This is a genomic window from Streptomyces sp. NPDC006283, from assembly GCF_040613325.1.
In the GTDB taxonomy this organism is placed as follows: domain Bacteria; phylum Actinomycetota; class Actinomycetes; order Streptomycetales; family Streptomycetaceae; genus Streptomyces.
In genome coordinates this window covers 1-17,238 of record NZ_JBEXRZ010000147.1, presented here as the reverse complement: position 1 = coordinate 17,238, position 17,238 = coordinate 1, and the positions used below count along the sequence as shown (strand labels likewise).

The window sequence follows — 17,238 nt, the reverse complement described above, 5'->3', positions numbered from 1 at the left end:
AGAGCAGCTGACTCTTAATCAGCGGGTCCGGGGTTCGAGTCCCTGGCGGCGCACAACCAACCCTGTGGGGCTTCTCGGTTCACCGAGAAGCCCCACAGGGTTTTCCGGGTCCGGCCCTGCACGGCTGGTGCGGATCTCACAGCTCGTACGGATACAGGGCCACCTTCTCCCGCTCGGCGAGCACGTCGACCCACGTCCCGAGGATCCCCTCGGGCAGCGGGTCGGCAAGGTCCAGCAGGATCCGCGTCCCGGCGAGGTCCAGGACCGCGGCCGCGCGGGCGATCTCGTCGAGCCGGCCGCGCAGCAGCACACCGCCCGGCTGCGGGGAGAGCAGGTAGGTCCGGTCCGGGGCGGGGTGTGTGTTGCCGAGCCAGATCACGTCCTCGTCGACCGTCCACTCGGCGTCGTACGGGCCGGGCAGCGCGTCGGGGTCGCCGCACCAGCGGGCGACCACCGGGCCGATGGGGGTGCGGGCGTGGGCCAGGCACAGGCCACTGGAAAGGTGTTCGGTCTTCTCCAGATCGATCAGCATGACTGCGGGCGGTCCTCCGGATCGCGGAGGGATCGTTCAACGGTCATCCGATGATCCTGCCAGGTGCGCCCGCGTTTGGTGATCCAACGCGAAGGGACACGGAGGAAAAGGGACGCGAAGGAAAACGGGCACACGACCGCGGCGACCCCAGGCGGAAGGGGCCGCCGCGTCCGTGACCGGTCTCAGAACTGCACGTCGGAACAGGCGTAGAACGCGTTCGCCGTGTCGTGCACCGTCCACACCGCCAGGATCAGATGGCGGCCCGACCGCTGGGGAAGGTTGCCGGAGTGGGACAGCGTGGCCGGCGGCTGCTGGCCGCCGTAGGGGATGGTGAGGAACGGCTGCGACTCCAGCGCCGCCCTGGTCAGCGGCTGGTTGGGGTTCCAGCCGGGCTTGGTGATGAAGTACTTGAAGTCGGTGGTGCGGTGTCTGGCGGTGAACTGCCAGCGGAAGGTGTAGTTCTGGCCCGAGCTGACCCTGGTGGCGGGCCATGCGCCGCCACGCGGGTCGTCGAGCTGGGCGAACTGGCCGTTGCCGCCGGCACAGATCTTCCCGTCGGCGGGACCCGCGGCCGGGAAGCCCTTCGGGCCCTCGACACTCTGCGGCTCCCATTGGATCTGGCCGCAGTTGCTCACCGTCTGGTTGTTGCACAGCTTCTGACGACTGATCGGTGAGTCGGTGTAGCCGTGGCTGCTCGCGCTGCCGGTGGCGAGCAGAGTCGCCCCCGTCACGGCGAGGCCGACCACGGCCGCGCCTATCTTGTTTCGCATGCTTGGCTCCGTTACCAACGTGGGGGAGTTCCGAGGCACTTGCTGCACGCGTGCGGTAGGGCATCTTCCGGTCTAGACCAAGTCCCAATGTATGGGCGGTCCTTCACCTTGTCCAGACCAATCACGGCGCCTCGACGACACCGGCCCGACCCGTGTAGAAGGCAACGGTCAGATCCTTCACCAGCACCCTGCGCTCGTAGTCGTCCAGCTCGACGAGACCGCGCGCGGTCAGTCGGCTCACCGTCTCGTCGACCGCGTCCACGACCGACGTCAGCACACTGTCCCGGTGCTTGGCGTCGATCGCCGCCACGCGCCGCCGCTGCATGGCGGCCGCCACCTCGGGCGCGTAGTCGATGGCCACGGGCTGGGCGGAGAAGACCTCGATCCCCACGGCGGCGCACTCCGCGACGAGCGTCTTCGTCAGGGTGTTCCCGACCGACTCCGCGTTGCGCAGCGTCGGGACCGACGGGAGGAACGCGTCGGCGGGCAGCTGCGAGACGACGCGGACGGTCGCCGCCTCCACCTGCTCGCGCAGATACGCCTCGTGGTTCGCGACCCCGAGCGCCGCACGGACCGTGTCGTTCACCCGCCACACCACCAGCACCACCACCCGCAGCGCCGTGCCCTCGGCGTCGACCGCCGCCATCGGCTCACTGCGCCAGTGCCGGATCCGTACGTCGACGCGCCGGCGCAGCACCAGCGGGCTCACCCACACCAGACCGGTACGGCGCACGGTGCCCCGGTAGTCGCCGCAGAGGGTGAGCACCCACGCCTGTCCGACCTGGCCGCGGACCAGACCGCCGAGGGCGAAGAGCGCGAGGACCACCCCGAGCGCGAGCAGGCACCACAGCCAGATACCGATGCCCCGGTACGGCGGCGGGGTCAGCCCGAACAGCGCCGCGAACGTGTCCGGCACGGCCCCGGTCCCCCAGAGCACCGCGCCGATCCCCGCGAGCGAGCAGGCGCCCGCCACCAGCGCGGTCCAGCCGGACAACGCCGGCCCCGGCCGCTCGGCGAGCTCCCGATCGACCGGCGGCGCGGACCGGGCGGAGGACTTCGGGGGGACGGGCGCCTCGCGGCCGCCGATCTTCGGTTGCTCCCCCGTGCCCTGCCGCCGGGCCACCACGGCGGGGCGCAGGGCGCGCGGGCCCGTGTCGTCCCGGAAGAGCAGGTGCACCGGGATCTCGGTCGTCGTCTCGCTCGCGATGACAAAGTTGCGCCGCGGGGTGTCGGACGGCACGGTGCCGTCCGGCTCCGACGTCGTGGTGTTCATGCCTGCCGCCTTAGCTGGTCGCTCTGTTCTGTCGTCGTGTCTGTCGGGGAGCCGGCCCGTCCGGTGTCCGGACGCGGCCCGTATCGGGAAGAGACGCCGCCCGGCCGGTGTCAGGAGGAGAGGTGTCACCAGGTCTCCGGGCCGGTGTCAGGAGAAGAGGCGTCGCCAGGTCTCCGGGCCGGGATAGCCGTCGGCCTCCTTGCCTCGCCAGCCCTGGGCCCGCTGGAACGCCTCGACGTTGCGCCGGTCGGCCTCGCGCCAGCGAGGACTCGGGCCGACCCTGTAGTGCTTGCCGTATCCGCGCTCGACCAGCTGCCGGCCGAGCCGGGTGACGTGGGTGTTGGACCGGCCGGGCCTGAAGTGACCGCGTCCGGGGAAGGACGGCGCCTTGGTCCTCGGCTTCTCCGGACCTGCCGCGCCGGCGGCCGGGATGTCCTTGCCCCTCTTGTTCACCAGCAGCCGCCAGGTGTGCGGCCCCGGCAGACCGTCCGCCTCCTTGCCCCGCCAGCCCTGAGCTGCCTGGAAGGCCTTGGTGGCGCGCCGGTCCGCGCCGGTCCAGCGGGTGCCCGACGCGCCGGTGTAGAAGCGCTTGGCGCCGCGCGCCTGGAGCATCTCGCGCAGGCGGGTGACGGACTTGGTGTTCGCGCCGGCCCCGAAGGCCGACGCGCCCGGGAAGGCGGCGGCCTTGCCGCTGCCGGTGACCAGGCCCTTGTAGCGGTAGGCGACGTAGGAGGCGGAGTGGTTCCAGTAGGCCATGGGCGTGGCCTGTTTACGGGTGTGCGGCTTGGCCTGCTCGTAGGCGGTGTAGTAGGCGTGCGTGTAGTCGGTCCAGCCGCCGAAGATCGTGACGTGCGATCCGCCCCCGGGGTCGGCCGGGTTGTGGAAGAGCAGGATGTCGCCGGCCTGCAGGTCCTCGCGGGAGATCCGGTCTCCGAACTGCGCGAGGCTTCCCGTCCACTCGTTCTTCGCCAGGTTCCAGGCCATCGACACATAGCCGGAGCAGTCCTGGCGGTATCCGTCGGTCCAGTACTCCGACATGCTGTAGGGCACCTTGGCGGTCACCCACTTCTTGGCGCGATTGACGATCTCGGCCCGCGTGACGGCGCGCAGCGGTGTCTTGCCGGTGGTCGGTTTCCCCGACGGACCGTGCAGCGGCGAGGTGGTTCCCTGCTCGCTCGGCGGCTCCGGTTTCGAGGACATTCCGCCGGCACGGGCGAAGGGCGGGGAAGCGGTCTTCGCCGCGGCGCTCGTCCCGGTGGCGCCCAGCACGACGCCTGCCGCGGTGACCAGGACCAGCGCTCCGCGGCAGCCCTGCGCCGCGGGGTGCTCCCCGGCTGCGAGGGCCCGGCGCCGGTGTGCGCACCCGGCGCAGTCGCAGTCGCCGGCGGGCTCGAACTCCTCGAAGGCCGGTACGGCAGCCATACGCGTCCCCTCCGCGCTCGGCGAGATCCTCTGACGATGTTTCACGGGCGCCACCGTCCCTACAGTATGGACATAACGCATTTTGACCGACGAACGGTAAAAAATGATGACCCGACAGCCATTGCGCGCGTCGGGCGCCACACGGCCGGGCGCGCGGGGCGGTGGCGCGGAGCACCCCCGACCGTCCGGTAAGCTTTTCCAGGTCAGCAGGCGCCGCTAGCTCAGTTGGTTAGAGCAGCTGACTCTTAATCAGCGGGTCCGGGGTTCGAGTCCCTGGCGGCGCACGCAGAGCAGAAGCCCCCTCGTCACGGACGAGGGGGCTTCTGTCGTACGCACACCGGTACGCCGATCGTTTCCAGCCATGCCCTACCGGCCGGAAACCCCCGGCCCAAGGCCGCCCCAATGCGTGCGTATGGCCGCTTACCGGCCCGTTCCGACCTTGCGATCATGACGGGGCTCCGAGAACCTATGCTGGAGCCGGTGACCCCAAGTGGGCGCCCGTTTTGCACAGTTGGGGGCGGTTCTGCGGGACGTTCCCGCTGCCGGGACCGAGGGCCGGGGGCCCTTTCACGGACCGAACACGCGACGGGCATCATGCAACCGACAGGTGACCGTTTCATGTCTGTAGAGACGGTGGCCAGCCACCATTGACGCGCCCGGGATCGCAGGTAACAGGGGACCATGCGGCCCCGGGGTGACACGACCGACCATTGCACGTGCCAACCACGCGTGCGGGGGGATGACACATGATGTCGACGCCGGACGGCGCCGGGCAGCCGAACGACCCTTCGCGGACAACACAGCTCCGGGTGCCCGCGCACCTGCGCGCCGCCACGGCGCGGCTGCGGCCCAAGAAGGTGACGCTGCCGCGTTACGACTACGAGCACTACAGCCGACTGGCGGGCCCCCTGACCCAGCCGGACCCGGCCGAACCGTACAAGGTGCAGTACCGCTCGCTGATCTCGCAGGAGCCGCACCGCATACGCGCGGCGCTGCTGCTCGGCGCCGCACCGCTGGTGTCACTGGGCCTGTTCGCCTGGCTGATGCAGCCGCAGCACTGGACCGAGCGCGACCCCAACCTGCAGAACGACCTGCTGCTCGCCCTCGACATCGTCATGCTCGTCTCGATCGGCCTGATCGAGCTGTTCCGGACGATGAACGTGCTGTCCAACGCCCACGCGACCCTGGTGGCACGCGACCCCGTGCCCGTGGTGCCCGAGTCCGGTACCCGCGTCGCCTTCCTCACCTCCTTCGTACCGGGCAAGGAGCCCCTGGAGATGGTGACGAAGACGCTCGAGGCGGCGGTGAAGATCCGCCATCGCGGGCTGATGCACGTCTGGCTGCTCGACGAGGGCGACGACCCGGCGGTCAAGGAGGTCTGCGCCCGTCTCGGCGTCCACCACTTCTCCCGCAAGGGCGTCGCGAAGTGGAACCAGGAGAAGGGCGCGCACCGGGCCAAGACCAAGCACGGCAACTACAACGCCTGGCTCGAGGCGCACGGCGGCAACTACGACTTCTTCGCCTCCGTCGACACCGACCATGTCCCGATGCCCAACTACCTGGAGCGGATGCTCGGCTACTTCCGCGACCCGGACGTCGGCTTCGTCATCGGCCCGCAGGTCTACGGCAACTACGACACGTTCGTCACCAAGGCGGCCGAGTCCCAGCAGTTCCTCTTCCACGCGCTGATCCAGCGCGCGGGCAACCGCTACGGCGCGCCCATGTTCGTCGGCACCTCCAACGCCGTGCGCATCAAGGCGATCAAGCAGATCGGCGGGCTGTACGACTCGATCACCGAGGACATGGCCACGGGCTTCGAGATGCACCGCGCCAAGAACCCGGCCACCGGCAACAAGTGGCGCTCCGTCTACACCCCCGACGTGCTGGCCGTCGGCGAGGGCCCCTCCGCCTGGACCGACTTCTTCACCCAGCAGCTGCGCTGGTCGAGGGGCACGTACGAGACGATCCTCAAGCAGTACTGGAAGGGCTTCGGCACGCTGCCGGCAGGCAAGCTCTTCAACTACACGATGATGATCATCTTCTATCCGATGTCGGCCCTCAACTGGATCCTCGCGGCCCTCAGCTGCGCCCTGTTCCTGGGCATGGGCGCCTCCGGTGTGCAGATCGACCCGGCCATCTGGATGATGCTCTACGGCAACGCCTCCGCCCTCCAGATCGGCCTCTACATCTGGAACCGCCGGCACAACGTCTCGCCGCACGAGCCCGAGGGCTCCGGCGGCCTCGCCGGCATGGTGATGTCGGCGCTGTCCGCGCCGATCTACGCCCGCTCGCTGATGGACGCGGTGCTGCGGCGCAAGAGCAAGTTCGTGGTGACCCCCAAGGGCGACTCGTCGAGCCCCGACACCCTGTTCGGGACGTTCCGCATCCATCTGTTCTTCATCGCCGTGTTCGGTGGTTCGCTCGGCTCCTCGTTCTACTTCGGGCACGACCATCCGGCGATGATCACCTGGGCCTCACTGGCCCTGCTGATCACGGCGGCGCCCATCTTCGCCTGGCGGCACGGCATGGCCGCGGAGAAGAAGAAGCGCAGGGGACGTCACGCGGGCGGCGGGCCGACGCCGGCCGGGCCCGGCTCCGGCGGCGCCCAGGTGCCGCAGCAGCGGCCCCACTTCGCGGCCACCGACGCGGCCGCGGATCAGACCATGCAGATCGCCCTTGGGGGACGTAAGAAATGAGCACGATGCCCGCGCGGCCGAACCACCGCAGGAACCGCGCCCGCCGAATAGCCATCGGCGCCGCGGTGATCGTGGTGGTCGCCGGGTTCAACGGCCCCGCCATCTGGCGCTTCGGGTCGGAGAAGTACCACGACTACACGATCAACAAGCCCGAGTACAAAGCGGAGAACGGCCACTGGGACTTCCTCGATGTCCCGTCCGAGTTCAAGATCAACACCATTCACGCGGCGCTGCTGCACACCGGCAAGGTGCTGCTGATCGCCGGGTCCGGCAACAACCAGAAGAACTTTGACGCGAAGAAGTTCGAGTCGGTGCTGTGGGATCCGGAGACGAACGACTTCAAGAAGATCCCCACCCCCAAGGACATGTTCTGCGCCGGGCACACCCAGTTGCCCGACGGCAAGCTGCTGGTCGCGGGCGGCACCAAGCGGTACGAGAAGCTCGAGGGCGACGTCACCAAGGCCGGCGGTCTGATGATCGTCCACAACGAGGACCCGGACGCGCCCAAGACCCTGCCCGCGGGCACCAAGTTCACCGGCAAGAAGAACGGCAAGACGTTCGTCTCCAAGGACCCCGTCCTGGTGGAGAAGGCGAAGAAGGTCTTCGACCCGAAGACCGGGGCCTTCCTGCGCACGGAGGCGGGACTCGGCCGCATCTACGTCGAGGCCGAACGGTCGGGCAAGCAGTACGAGACCGGCACCGAGGACAACTACCGGGTCCAGGGCATGAAGGGCGCCGACAGCCGCAACGTCTACGGCATCGCCCAGAAGCTCGCCCTCGACAAGAAGGACTTCCAGGGCATCAAGGAGGCGTACGAGTTCGACCCGGTCGCGGAGAAGTACATCCCCGTCGACCCCATGAACGAGGCCCGCTGGTACCCGACGCTGACCACCCTCGAGGACGGCCGGGTCCTCTCGCTCTCCGGCCTCGACGAGATCGGGCAGATCGTCCCCGGCAAGGACGAGATCTACGACCCGAAGACCAAGACCTGGGAGTACACCGGGATCATCAGGAAGTTCCCCACCTACCCGGCGATCTTCCTGATGGACAACGGCAAGCTCTTCTACTCCGGCTCCAACGCCGGTTACGGCCCGGCCGACGTCGGCCGCGACCCCGGCGTCTGGGACCTCGACACCAACAGGTTCACCAAGATCCCCGGCCTGTCCGACCCCGACCGGATGGAGACCTCGGCGACGGTCATGCTGCCGCCCGCCCAGGACCAGAAGTTCATGGTCATCGGCGGCGGCGGGGTCGGCGAGTCCGAAAAGTCGAGCGAGAAGTCCAGGCTGGTCGATCTCAAGGCCGACGAACCCCGCTTCAAGGACGGCCCCTCGCTGGACAAGGGCACCCGCTACCCCAGCGCCTCGCTCATGCCCGACGACTCCGTCCTGGTCACCGGCGGCTCGGAGGACTATCGCGGGCGCGGCGGCTCCGACGTGCTCGAGGCCCGCACGTACGACCCGAAGACCCAGACCTACAAGCGCGTCGCCGACCCGAGGGTGGGGCGCAACTACCACTCGGGGTCGGTGCTGCTGCCCGACGGACGGGTCATGATCTTCGGATCCGACTCGCTGTTCTCCGACGCGGCCAACACCCGGCCGGGCGTCTTCGAGCAGCGCATCGAGATCTACACCCCGCCCTACCTCTACCGGGACAGCAAGCCCAAGGTGACCGGCGGTCCGAAGACCGTCGAGCGCGGCGAGAAGGGCACGTTCGAGGTCAAGAGCAAAAAGGCGCTGAAGACGGCGAAGCTCATGCGGCCGAGCGCGGTCACGCATGTCACCGACGTCGACCAGCGCTCCATCGCGCTGGAGATGAGGAAGACGGCGAACGGCGTGGAGGTCACCGTGCCCGAGAACCGGGCGCTGGTCCCGGCGGGCCACTACATGTTCTTCGTGACGGACGAGGCCGGCACACCGTCCGAGGCGGTGTGGGTGGAGGTCCCGTAGGACCCTCGCAGCAGCCCTGATCGTCTCCGCCACGTGAGACGTGAGGCCCGGCGGTTCTTCCGCCGGGCCTCACGCGTGGTGCGGTCTCGCTTCCGGGTCAGGACGCCGTCTTCGACGCTCCGCCGCTACTTGGTGTTCCGTGCGAGACCGAGCGCGTACTCGGGCCACCATTCGCCCGCTTTCGGGCCGCCCTTGCAGTCGCCGTCGGACTCGCCGGGACGCTTGACCCACAGGTAGGCGTCGACCAGCGGGTCACCGGTTTTGGTGGTCGGCGGCTCGCCCAGGGCGCGGCCGGGCGGGTTGCACCAGTTCTCCGCCGGATCGCCTTCGGTGTAGGGGCCGTTGCCGTTGCGGCTGGTGTCGATGACGAAGTGCTTGCCGCCGGTCTTCTCCGAGAGCTTCCTGCCGAACTGCTTGCTCGCCTCGGTCGGGTAGAAGTTGGAGACGTTCACCGCGAAACCGTCGGCCCGCTCGACGCCCGCCCGCCTCAACGGCTCGTGCAGCGCGTCGGGGTCGGACCAGCCGGCATTGCCGGCGTCCAGGTACACCTTGGTCGCGGGCTGCTGCTTCAGCCGCTCGACGGCGCCCTTGAGGAGGTCGTACCGCTCCTCGTGGAACTCCTGCGGGGTGCAGTTGTCCACCAGGTGCAGCACCGCGTCCGGTTCCAGGATCACCGTGGCGCGCCGGTCGCCGATGCCCTTGGCGACGCTGTCGACCCAGGCCCGGTAGGCGTTGCCGTCGGCGGCGCCGCCCTTGGAGAACTGGCCGCAGTCGCGGTGCGGGATGTTGTAGAGCACGAGGAGGGCGTCACGGTCGGCCTCGGTGGCGGCCTCGGTGAAGCCCTTGGCCTCCGCCTCCGGATTGTCGGGGCCTATCCATTCGCCGACGGGCTGCCCGGCGATCTTCTTGATGAGTTCGGCGTTCTTCGTGTCGCCCGCGTCTCGGTAGGCGGCGACCTGCTTCGCCGCCTTCCCGTCCGGGTTGACCCAGTAGGGATCCTCAGCCTTGGGCTGCTGGCCGACGACAGGGTTCTTGTCCTCGCCGCCGTTGCCGTCGGAGGAGCAGCCCGTAATCAGCAGCACCGCCCCCGCGGCGGCCAGACCCGCGGCTGTGCGGGTACGCCGGCCGGCCAAACTGCGGTACATCCACTCCCCCTTGGTGCACATTGCGTTCGGTGCGGCCCCCGAGCTCCCCGGGCCGAACCGGTCGAACCATCCTGGCACACGCCCGCCGACGGTCTCGAGGTTCGCGGGATCTTCGTGCGCGTACTGTGACGCCGCCGGTGCCGCGCCGGCGGGGGCGCTGCTCAGGATGCCGCCCAGGACGCCGCTCAGGACGCCGCTCAGGGCGCGGTGACGCCCGTCAGATACGCGGAGACGACCACGTTCGCCGTGTACGTCCCCTTGTCCCGGTCGAACGTGCCGCCGCAGGTGATGAGTCGCAGTTCGGCGCGGCCCTCGTGGTGCGGACCGTAGACCTTGTCCGGGTCGAAGCGGTCCCGGCCGAAGACGCGGACGTCGTCGACGGTGAACTCCGCGACCGAGCCGTCGGCCCGGGTCACCTCGATCTTCCCGCCGGGCCGGGCGGCGCTCAGTCCGTAGAACACCGCCGGCTTCGTCTCGGTGTCCACGTGCCCGACCAGCAGTGCGGCACCGGGCTCCCCCGGGCGGGTGCCGTCGCCGTACCATCCGACGGCATGCGGCGTCTCGAACGGGGGCGGGTCCACCGCTCCCTGGGCGTCGAGGCCGCGTGCGACGACGGGCGCGTCGATGTCAAGGGCGGGAACGGCGACGCGGCGGGGCTGCGCGGCGTCGATCGGCTGGTGCGGGGGCGGCATCGGGACGCCGGGCGGGCGGCCCACCGCGGCGATGTCGCCGGTGGTGGGCGCGGAGCTGCCGCTGAGGGCGCCAGGGGCGTCGCGCCCCCACAGCCAGAGCACGAGGACCAGGACCGCCCAGACGACTCCGGTGAACAGCCGGCCGTTGCCCGCGGCCGGAGTGGCGGGAGTGGCGGGAGCGTCGGTTCCGGACATGTCAGTCGGTGTTCGTACGGCGTCGGCGGCGGGCGCTGCGCAGGGCCACCGCGATCGCCGCCACGGCCGCGAGGATCAGGCCGATGACGCTCTGCCGAGTGCTGGGACCCGCCTCGTCGGTGTCGACGGTGGAGACGGGGGCCTCGAGCACGGCAGCGCCGCCGCCTCCTGCACTGACGGGGGCGACGGGCGATTCGTGCGACTGCGGCTCGTGGCTCTGCTCGTCCGCGTCCTGCTCGTCGGCGTCCTGCTCGTCCGTGTTCTGCTGGTCCGCGCCGTCCGGTTCCTCGTCCAGCTCGCCGTTCGACGGGCGCGGCTCGGGCTTCGACGGGTCCGCGGGGGCCCCCGGCTTGTGCGGGTTGCGATCGACCGTGACGCGGCCGGCTCCGGAGTGGTCACGGAAGTCGCAGCGCACCCGGACGTCGTACGTACCCGGCTTCACGTCGGCTCTGAGCTTCGCCGCGCCGACGAGCCAGCCGTCGCCCCACCCTTTCGCCGACAGTTTCGCGTCCTGGGCGAAGGCGTCGGACCTGGCGACGCCCGATCTGCCCTTGCAGCCCACGGCCCGGATCTCGACCTTGCCGTCCGGCGCGGTGGCCGCCGGGTTCACCGTGGCCTTCACGGAGCTGCCGGCGAATGCGGCGGTGGCGGGCGCCATGACGAGTACGGCGGCCAGCCCTGCCACACGGAAAGCTATGGAACCAGTACGCATCGTGAACCTCCTGCCGACAGGGTCACGCGTCTGGCTGGTTTCCGCATCCGCAGGGAGGACCGCCGACGTCAGGTCAAGCCGCTGACCTGCTCAGATGCGATCGACGAGGTCCGCGATCGAGTCGACCACCTTGGACGGCCGGAAGGGGTAGCGGTCGACGAGGGCGGGCGTCGTGGAGCCGGTGAGCACCAGGAACGTCTCCATGCCGGCCTCGAGCCCCGCGAGCACGTCGGTGTCCATGCGGTCACCGATCATGGCGCTTGTCTCGGAGTGGGCGCCGATGGCGTTCAGGCCGGTCCGCATCATCAGCGGGTTGGGCTTGCCCGCGAAGTACGGGTCCTTGCCGGTCGCCTTGGTGATGAGCGCGGCCACCGAGCCGGTCGCCGGCAGCGGCCCCTCGGTGGACGGGCCGGTGTTGTCGGGGTTGGTGCAGATGAACCGGGCGCCGCCGTTGATCAGCCGGATGGCCTTGGTCAGCGACTCGAAGCTGTACGTACGGGTCTCCCCGAGGACCACGTAGTCGGGGTCGTGGTCGGTGAGGATGTATCCGATGTCGTGCAGCGCCGTGGTCAGCCCCGCCTCGCCGATGACGTAGGCGGTGCCGCCGGGCCGCTGGTCGTCCAGGAACTGTGCGGTGGCGAGCGCCGAGGTCCAGATGTTCTCCACCGGGACGTCGAGGCCCATGCGGGCCAGGCGGGCGTGCAGGTCGCGCGCCGTGTAGATGGAGTTGTTGGTGAGCACCAGGAACGGCCTCCCGGTCTCCCGCAGCTTCTTGATGAACGCGTCGGCGCCGGGAATCGGGACGCCCTCGTGGATGAGGACACCGTCCATGTCGGTGAGCCAGGATTCGATCGGCTTGCGCTCTGCCATCAGACGGACTCCTGCCGTGCATGTGTGCGTGCTGGGGCGCCGCGACTGCGCTGTGGCGACGCCCCCAGCCTAATCAGGATGTCTGGATCTTGACCCCGTCGATCCGCGGGTGGCCGCTGCCGCGCGCCTGCCTCCATCTCGGTGCCATGTCCCGGCGTCGCATCGATCACGCCGACCACCGAACGCCACCATCGCTGTGTCCGGACGCGCGGGGCTGTTCACGTCGTGGGCCGGAGCAGGCTGCGGGTGGCGCTGTCGTCGGCCACGCGGCGGCCGGCGGCGGTCAGCTCGCCTCGTCGTAGCGGTGCACCAGGTTGATCAGTGACCGTTCGGCAGAGCAAGGGCTGTGACGGCGAGTTGGGGGCTGCAAGCAGGGTGGGCCTGGTCGACGCAGGGCCGGGTGACGCCCGTCACGATCGGATTGCGGGGGTTGCCGCGCCAAGGGGCCTTCTCTGTGCGCCGGATGACGGCGCCCGCCGTGACGGGCACCAGGCGCCTCCATGAACGGAGGCGCCAAGCCCGTCGAACCGCGGGGCAGTCGGGCCGCACCGTCCGTCAACGGAGGTGCGGCCCACTCGCATACAGGTGGTGGGGTCGCCCTTTCGCTGGCGGGATCGGCCTGTGACGATCGCCGGGCCTTCGGGTAAGGGGCCCTCGGCGTGGTGGTACCGACCGACGAAGACATGCCGCGCCCCGCGGCGGGGTGCGGCCGGGGCGCAGCACCCAGCGGTACACGAGGGCGCCGCTCTCCTCCCGTACGGAGAAGTCGGCGGCGGGGCGGGTGCGCCAGTTGCCGGTGCTCTCGACTCCGCCGGTCGCGGGGAAACCGGCTTTCCCGCTGGTGATCGTTCAGTGACGGCCTGCCCCCGAGCGCAGGCGGCGGGCCACGAACACGAGGAGTCCGGCGCTCAGCAGGATTACGGCGGTACCGACGCCGACACGGGCGAGCGAACCGGAGCCGGTGGTGGCGAGTTGGTCGTATGTGCTGTGCGGCGACTTCTCGGCGGGCGCGGGTGTGGGCTTGGCCGCGGTCGCCGTCCCGGTCGCAGCCTCGGCGGCGGAACGGGCGGGCGTGGGCTCGGCGGACTGTTCGCTGTCCTCCTCGCCGTCACCTGCCTCGCCTCCGTCACCCTCCACGACGGCGAAACGGTAGTCGCCGGACTCGCCGACCCAGTCGCCGTCGTCGCCCTGGCGTTGCACGATCGCGGCGTTGACGGTGACCGTGTTCGGGGTGGTGCCGGCGGCGAACGAGAGCCGGGTCCGGACGGTGACGGTCCCGCCGGCCGGTACGACGAACCCGAGGAAGCCGTCGTCGAAGGCGCCGACGATCTCGTCCTCCGTCGTCCGCTCCAGCGTGACGGGGCGCCAGCGCGCCGTTGTCTCGTCGTAGAACTCCAGCGTGACGCGGTCGGCGGTCAGTCCGCGGTCCCGGGCGGTGAGGATGAGCACCGGGTGGATCCGGTGGCAGGCCTCGCGGGTGGTGTTGGTCAGGTCGACGGACCACGGCCGGGAGCCTGCTCCGGCCCGGACGGTGGCGGGGCCGCCGTGGATGCGGGTCTTGATGGGGAAGTCGGGGTCGGACGCCTTGCCGCAGGTGGGTGCGCGGTCGGCGGGGCTGCTCCCGGAACGGATCTCCGACCGGACCTCCGCGCCGCCTTCCGCACGGCCTTCCGCACGGAAGACGGCAGAGGGCCCGGCGGGTGCCGCGGCGAGAGGGGTACGGGTGGTCATCGCCGCCGCCGTCGCGGCCGATCCACTGATCACCGCGGACGCGACCAGCGCCGCGGCGGCTCCGAGGGCGAGGGCATTGCGCGTTCGCATGAGGAGGGCCTTTGCTTGCTCGCGTACTGCCGGGCTCGCCCGGGACGAGGCCCGGGCGATCCCCATGCTGTGCCCGGGCCCCGGCCGCCGCAGGTGCCGTACGGCCGATCAGCGGCGCAACGCCCCTCGTGTCAGCGTTTTCCCACGCCGCTGCGATTGGTCGCGGGCGGGAGCTGGAACGCGGTCGCGGGCGCGGACTGCTCCCCCGTCGCGGCCGGCGCGACGGCCTCCGACCGCCCGAACACCGGCGCGAGCACAAGCTGCGCGGCACCGTCCGCGACGGTGTGCACGCCGCCTTCGGCGGGGGCGACCGGGACGCGGGTGCGCGCGGCGAGCACCGCGCCCACTCCGCGCACGAACTCGTCCTCGGCGGCGGCGACGACCCGGCCGCCGAGGAGCACCCGCTCGATGTCGAGCAGTTCGACCAGGTTCGTGGCGCCGGTGCCGAGGACGCGGGCGGCGGAGGCGATGTCGCCGCGGGAGACGGCTGCGAGGCACAGCGCCTCGATACAGCCGCGGTTGCCGCAGGTGCACGGGGGCCCGTCGAGCTGGATGACCTGATGGCCGAACTCGCCCGCCCCGGTCCGGGCGCCACGGTAGAGCGCGCCGCCGAGCACAAGGCCGGCGCCGAGGCCGGTGCCGAGGTGGAGGTAGGCGAAGGAGCCGCCGGGGCCGCGAAGGGCAAGGCCGAGGGCGGCGGCGTTGGTGTCCTTGTCGACGACGACGGGCAGCCCGAGCCGCCCGGCGAGCGCGTCGCGCACCGGAAAGCCCTCCCACTCCGGGAAGCCGGTGACCCGCTGCGCCACCCCGAGGAAGTGATCCAACGGCCCCGGCATGGCCACGCCCGCCCCGAGCACCCGCAACCCGGAGCCCGCCGCCGCCATTCCTGTTCCCGCCGCGTCCGCTCGCGCGTCTGCCAACAGCGCTTCGGTCTCGGCCGCCGCGATCGCGACGACCGCCTCCGCGCCCGCTCCCAGGTCCATGGGCACAGTGCGGTCGGCGACGCGCGTGCCGGCGAGGTCGAGGAGGACGACCGTCAGCTCGTCGCGGTCCAGATGGAGACCGACCGCGTGGCCGGCCGACGGCACGAGCCGCAGCACGGTCCGGGGCTTGCCACCCGTCGACGCCCGGCGGCCCGCTTCCGTGACCAGGCCCTCCTCGCGCAGCCGGGCGACAATCTTGCTGACGGCCTGCGGCGTGAGGCCCGTGCCCTCGGCCAGCTCGAGCCTGCTGATGCCGCCCTCACCCGCCGTGCGCAGCAGGTCGAGGACGAGCGCCGCGTTGTGGCTGCGCAGCGCGGGCAGATTGGCTCCGGCTCCCGCCATGGTCCTGTTCACCCTGCCATTCTCCGCACCGCTTGCACTTTGGCAACACCGTTGCTTAAGTGGTTGGCATGACTGGTACCGGCTCTCCCCTCCGCGTCGCCCTCGTCGGCTACGGCCTGGCGGGCTCCGTCTTCCACGCCCCGCTGATCGCCACCACCGACGACCTCGTCCTCGACACGGTCGTCACGTCCTCCCCGGAGCGGCAGGAGCAGGCCCGCGCCGACTTCCCCGATGTCCGTCTCGTGACGTCCCTGGGCGATCTGTGGGCCCGCGCCGACGAGCTCGACCTGGTCGTGATCGCCTCGCCGAACAAGACGCACGTCCCGATCGCCCGCGCCGCCCTTGAGGCCGGACTCGCGGTCGTCGTCGACAAGCCGATCGCCGGCACCGCCGCCGAGGCGCGCGAGCTGGCGGCCCTCGCCGCCGAGCGCGGCCTCGTGCTCTCCGTCTTCCAGAACCGCCGCTGGGACAACGACTTCCTGACTCTGCGCAAGCTGATCGCCGACGGCGAGCTCGGCGACGTGCAGCGCTTCGAGTCCCGCTTCGAGCGCTGGCGCCCGCAGCTCAAGGGCGGCTGGCGCGAGTCCGGCGACCCGCTGGAGATCGGCGGCCTGCTGTACGACCTCGGCAGCCATGTCGTCGACCAGGCGCTGACCCTCTTCGGTCCGGCGGTGCGGGTGTACGCGGAGGCGGACGTGCGCCGCACCGGCGCGCAGACCGACGACGACACCTTCATCGCGATCACGCACGCGAACGGCGTGCGCTCGCATCTGTACGTCAGCGCGACGACCGCACAGCTCGGCCCCCGATTCCGGGTTCTCGGCTCGACGGGCGGGTACGTGAAGTACGGCCTGGACCCGCAGGAGGACGCCCTGCGCGCCGGACACCGCCCGGCGCCCGGCGAGGTGTGGGGCGTGGAGCCGGAGTCGATGTGGGGCCGGGTCGGTGCGGGAGAGTCACCGCTGACCGGCGGGGGCGTTCCCGTGAAGACCGTGCCGGGCGACTACCCCGCGTACTACGCGGCGGTCGCCGCCGCCGTGCGCGACAAGACCGCTCCCCCGGTCACCGCGGAGGAGGCCGCCGCCGCCCTGGACGTGCTGGAGGCGGCCCGCCGTTCCGCCCGTGAAGGGATCACCGTCACCGTGGAGGTCACCGCATGAGCACGATGAACTCGATCCCGCATCTCACCGTCGAGGAGATCGTCGAGCAGGAGCGGCGGCTGACGCTGCGCCGGTTCACGCACTCCGACGCGTGGGCGCTGGGCAGCATGCTGGTCGAGATGGCGCACCTGCGCGAGGCGCCGGTGGCGATCGACATCCGGCGCGGCGCTCAGCAGTTGTTCCACTGCGCCCTTCCGGGTTCGAGCGCCGACAACGACGCGTGGATCGACCGCAAGCGGCGGGTCGTCGAGCGGTACGGCGAGAGTTCGTATCTCGTGGGGGCGCGGCACCGCGCCAAGGGCACGACGTTCGAAGAGTCCTCGCGCCTGGACCCGGATCTGTACGCGGCGCACGGCGGGTCGTTCCCGATCACGATCGCCGGTGTGGGCGTCGTCGGTTCGGTCACGGTCTCCGGCCTGCCGCAGGCGGACGACCACGCGATGGTGGTCGAGGCGCTGGAGCGCTTCATCGCCGCCTAGCAATCGCCGCCCAGCAATCGCCGCCCAGCAGAGGATGCCGGGGCCGGTCGACCGGACGGTCCGTGCGGTACGGCGCGAGCGGTGTGCCGCCGCGGCCGTACTGGGAAGGCGGGCAGCGCAGGACCCCGTGGGCCGAGGGGCACCCGCGGGGTTCCGATGTGCGCCGAGAGGGAATTCAGGCCGTGCCGGGTGAGGCG

General features: G+C 70.8%; 14 protein-coding genes and 1 tRNA gene. 5 read left to right on the top strand and 10 right to left on the bottom strand.

Annotated features, from left to right (window positions below; all coding sequences use genetic code 11):
• Positions 1–136: 136 nt before the first annotated feature.
• From ABZ070_RS25650 to ABZ070_RS25635, 4 genes are all read right to left on the bottom strand, one after another.
• Entirely contained in the window at positions 137–532 is a 396-nt protein-coding gene (locus ABZ070_RS25650; protein ID WP_356637679.1) for a hypothetical protein, read from the bottom strand.
• A 182-nt stretch (positions 533–714) separates the two neighbouring features.
• A complete protein-coding gene (locus tag ABZ070_RS25645) occupies positions 715–1,302 on the bottom strand; it encodes a lytic polysaccharide monooxygenase (protein ID WP_356637678.1) in 588 nt (195 codons plus the stop codon).
• A gap of 121 nt (positions 1,303–1,423) precedes the next feature.
• Complete coding sequence (locus ABZ070_RS25640) at positions 1,424–2,575, bottom strand: SPFH domain-containing protein (RefSeq protein WP_356637677.1); 1,152 nt, start codon at positions 2,573–2,575, stop codon at positions 1,424–1,426.
• Positions 2,576–2,722: 147 nt separating this feature from the next.
• Positions 2,723–3,997, bottom strand: coding sequence for a peptidoglycan-binding protein (locus tag ABZ070_RS25635; protein WP_356637676.1), 1,275 nt, complete (start codon positions 3,995–3,997; stop codon positions 2,723–2,725).
• 210 nt (positions 3,998–4,207) lie between these two features.
• Here ABZ070_RS25635 and ABZ070_RS25630 point away from each other — a divergent pair.
• The 3 genes from ABZ070_RS25630 (at position 4,208) to ABZ070_RS25620 (ending at position 8,642) form a co-directional block, all read left to right on the top strand.
• A tRNA-Lys gene (locus tag ABZ070_RS25630) sits at positions 4,208–4,281 on the top strand.
• Positions 4,282–4,743: 462 nt separating this feature from the next.
• A complete protein-coding gene (locus tag ABZ070_RS25625; protein ID WP_356637675.1) occupies positions 4,744–6,693 on the top strand; it encodes a cellulose synthase catalytic subunit in 1,950 nt (649 codons plus the stop codon).
• Between the two features lie 5 nt (positions 6,694–6,698).
• The gene (locus tag ABZ070_RS25620; RefSeq protein ID WP_356637681.1) at positions 6,699–8,642 is read left to right on the top strand and encodes a kelch motif-containing protein; all 1,944 of its coding nucleotides are present in this window, start codon (positions 6,699–6,701) and stop codon (positions 8,640–8,642) included.
• A gap of 125 nt (positions 8,643–8,767) precedes the next feature.
• Here ABZ070_RS25620 and ABZ070_RS25615 read toward each other — a convergent pair whose 3' ends face one another.
• The 6 genes from ABZ070_RS25615 to ABZ070_RS25590 form a co-directional block, all read right to left on the bottom strand.
• Complete coding sequence (locus tag ABZ070_RS25615) at positions 8,768–9,787, bottom strand: glycoside hydrolase family 6 protein (protein WP_356637674.1); 1,020 nt, start codon at positions 9,785–9,787, stop codon at positions 8,768–8,770.
• A 197-nt stretch (positions 9,788–9,984) separates the two neighbouring features.
• The gene (locus ABZ070_RS25610; protein ID WP_356637673.1) at positions 9,985–10,674 is read right to left on the bottom strand and encodes a class F sortase; all 690 of its coding nucleotides are present in this window, start codon (positions 10,672–10,674) and stop codon (positions 9,985–9,987) included.
• A 1-nt stretch (position 10,675) separates the two neighbouring features.
• Positions 10,676–11,386: a hypothetical protein gene (locus ABZ070_RS25605; RefSeq protein WP_356637672.1), complete on the bottom strand. Its 711-nt coding sequence runs from the start codon at positions 11,384–11,386 to the stop codon at positions 10,676–10,678.
• 90 nt (positions 11,387–11,476) lie between these two features.
• Positions 11,477–12,256, bottom strand: coding sequence for an HAD-IIA family hydrolase (locus ABZ070_RS25600; RefSeq protein WP_100107302.1), 780 nt, complete (start codon positions 12,254–12,256; stop codon positions 11,477–11,479).
• Between the two features lie 849 nt (positions 12,257–13,105).
• On the bottom strand, positions 13,106–14,077 hold the full coding sequence (locus ABZ070_RS25595) for a hypothetical protein (protein ID WP_356637671.1): 972 nt from the start codon (positions 14,075–14,077) through the stop codon (positions 13,106–13,108).
• A 131-nt stretch (positions 14,078–14,208) separates the two neighbouring features.
• Positions 14,209–15,402 (bottom strand): ROK family transcriptional regulator, encoded by a 1,194-nt coding sequence (locus ABZ070_RS25590; protein WP_356637680.1) that lies wholly within the window; start codon positions 15,400–15,402, stop codon positions 14,209–14,211.
• Positions 15,403–15,470: 68 nt separating this feature from the next.
• Here ABZ070_RS25590 and ABZ070_RS25585 point away from each other — a divergent pair, with 68 nt between their 5' ends.
• Complete coding sequence (locus tag ABZ070_RS25585; protein ID WP_356637670.1) at positions 15,471–16,562, top strand: Gfo/Idh/MocA family oxidoreductase; 1,092 nt, start codon at positions 15,471–15,473, stop codon at positions 16,560–16,562.
• The gene (locus tag ABZ070_RS25580; RefSeq protein WP_356637669.1) at positions 16,559–17,041 is read left to right on the top strand and encodes a heme-degrading domain-containing protein; all 483 of its coding nucleotides are present in this window, start codon (positions 16,559–16,561) and stop codon (positions 17,039–17,041) included. Before ABZ070_RS25585 ends, ABZ070_RS25580 begins: the two co-directional genes overlap by 4 nt.
• The last annotated feature ends 197 nt before the right edge of the window (positions 17,042–17,238 follow it).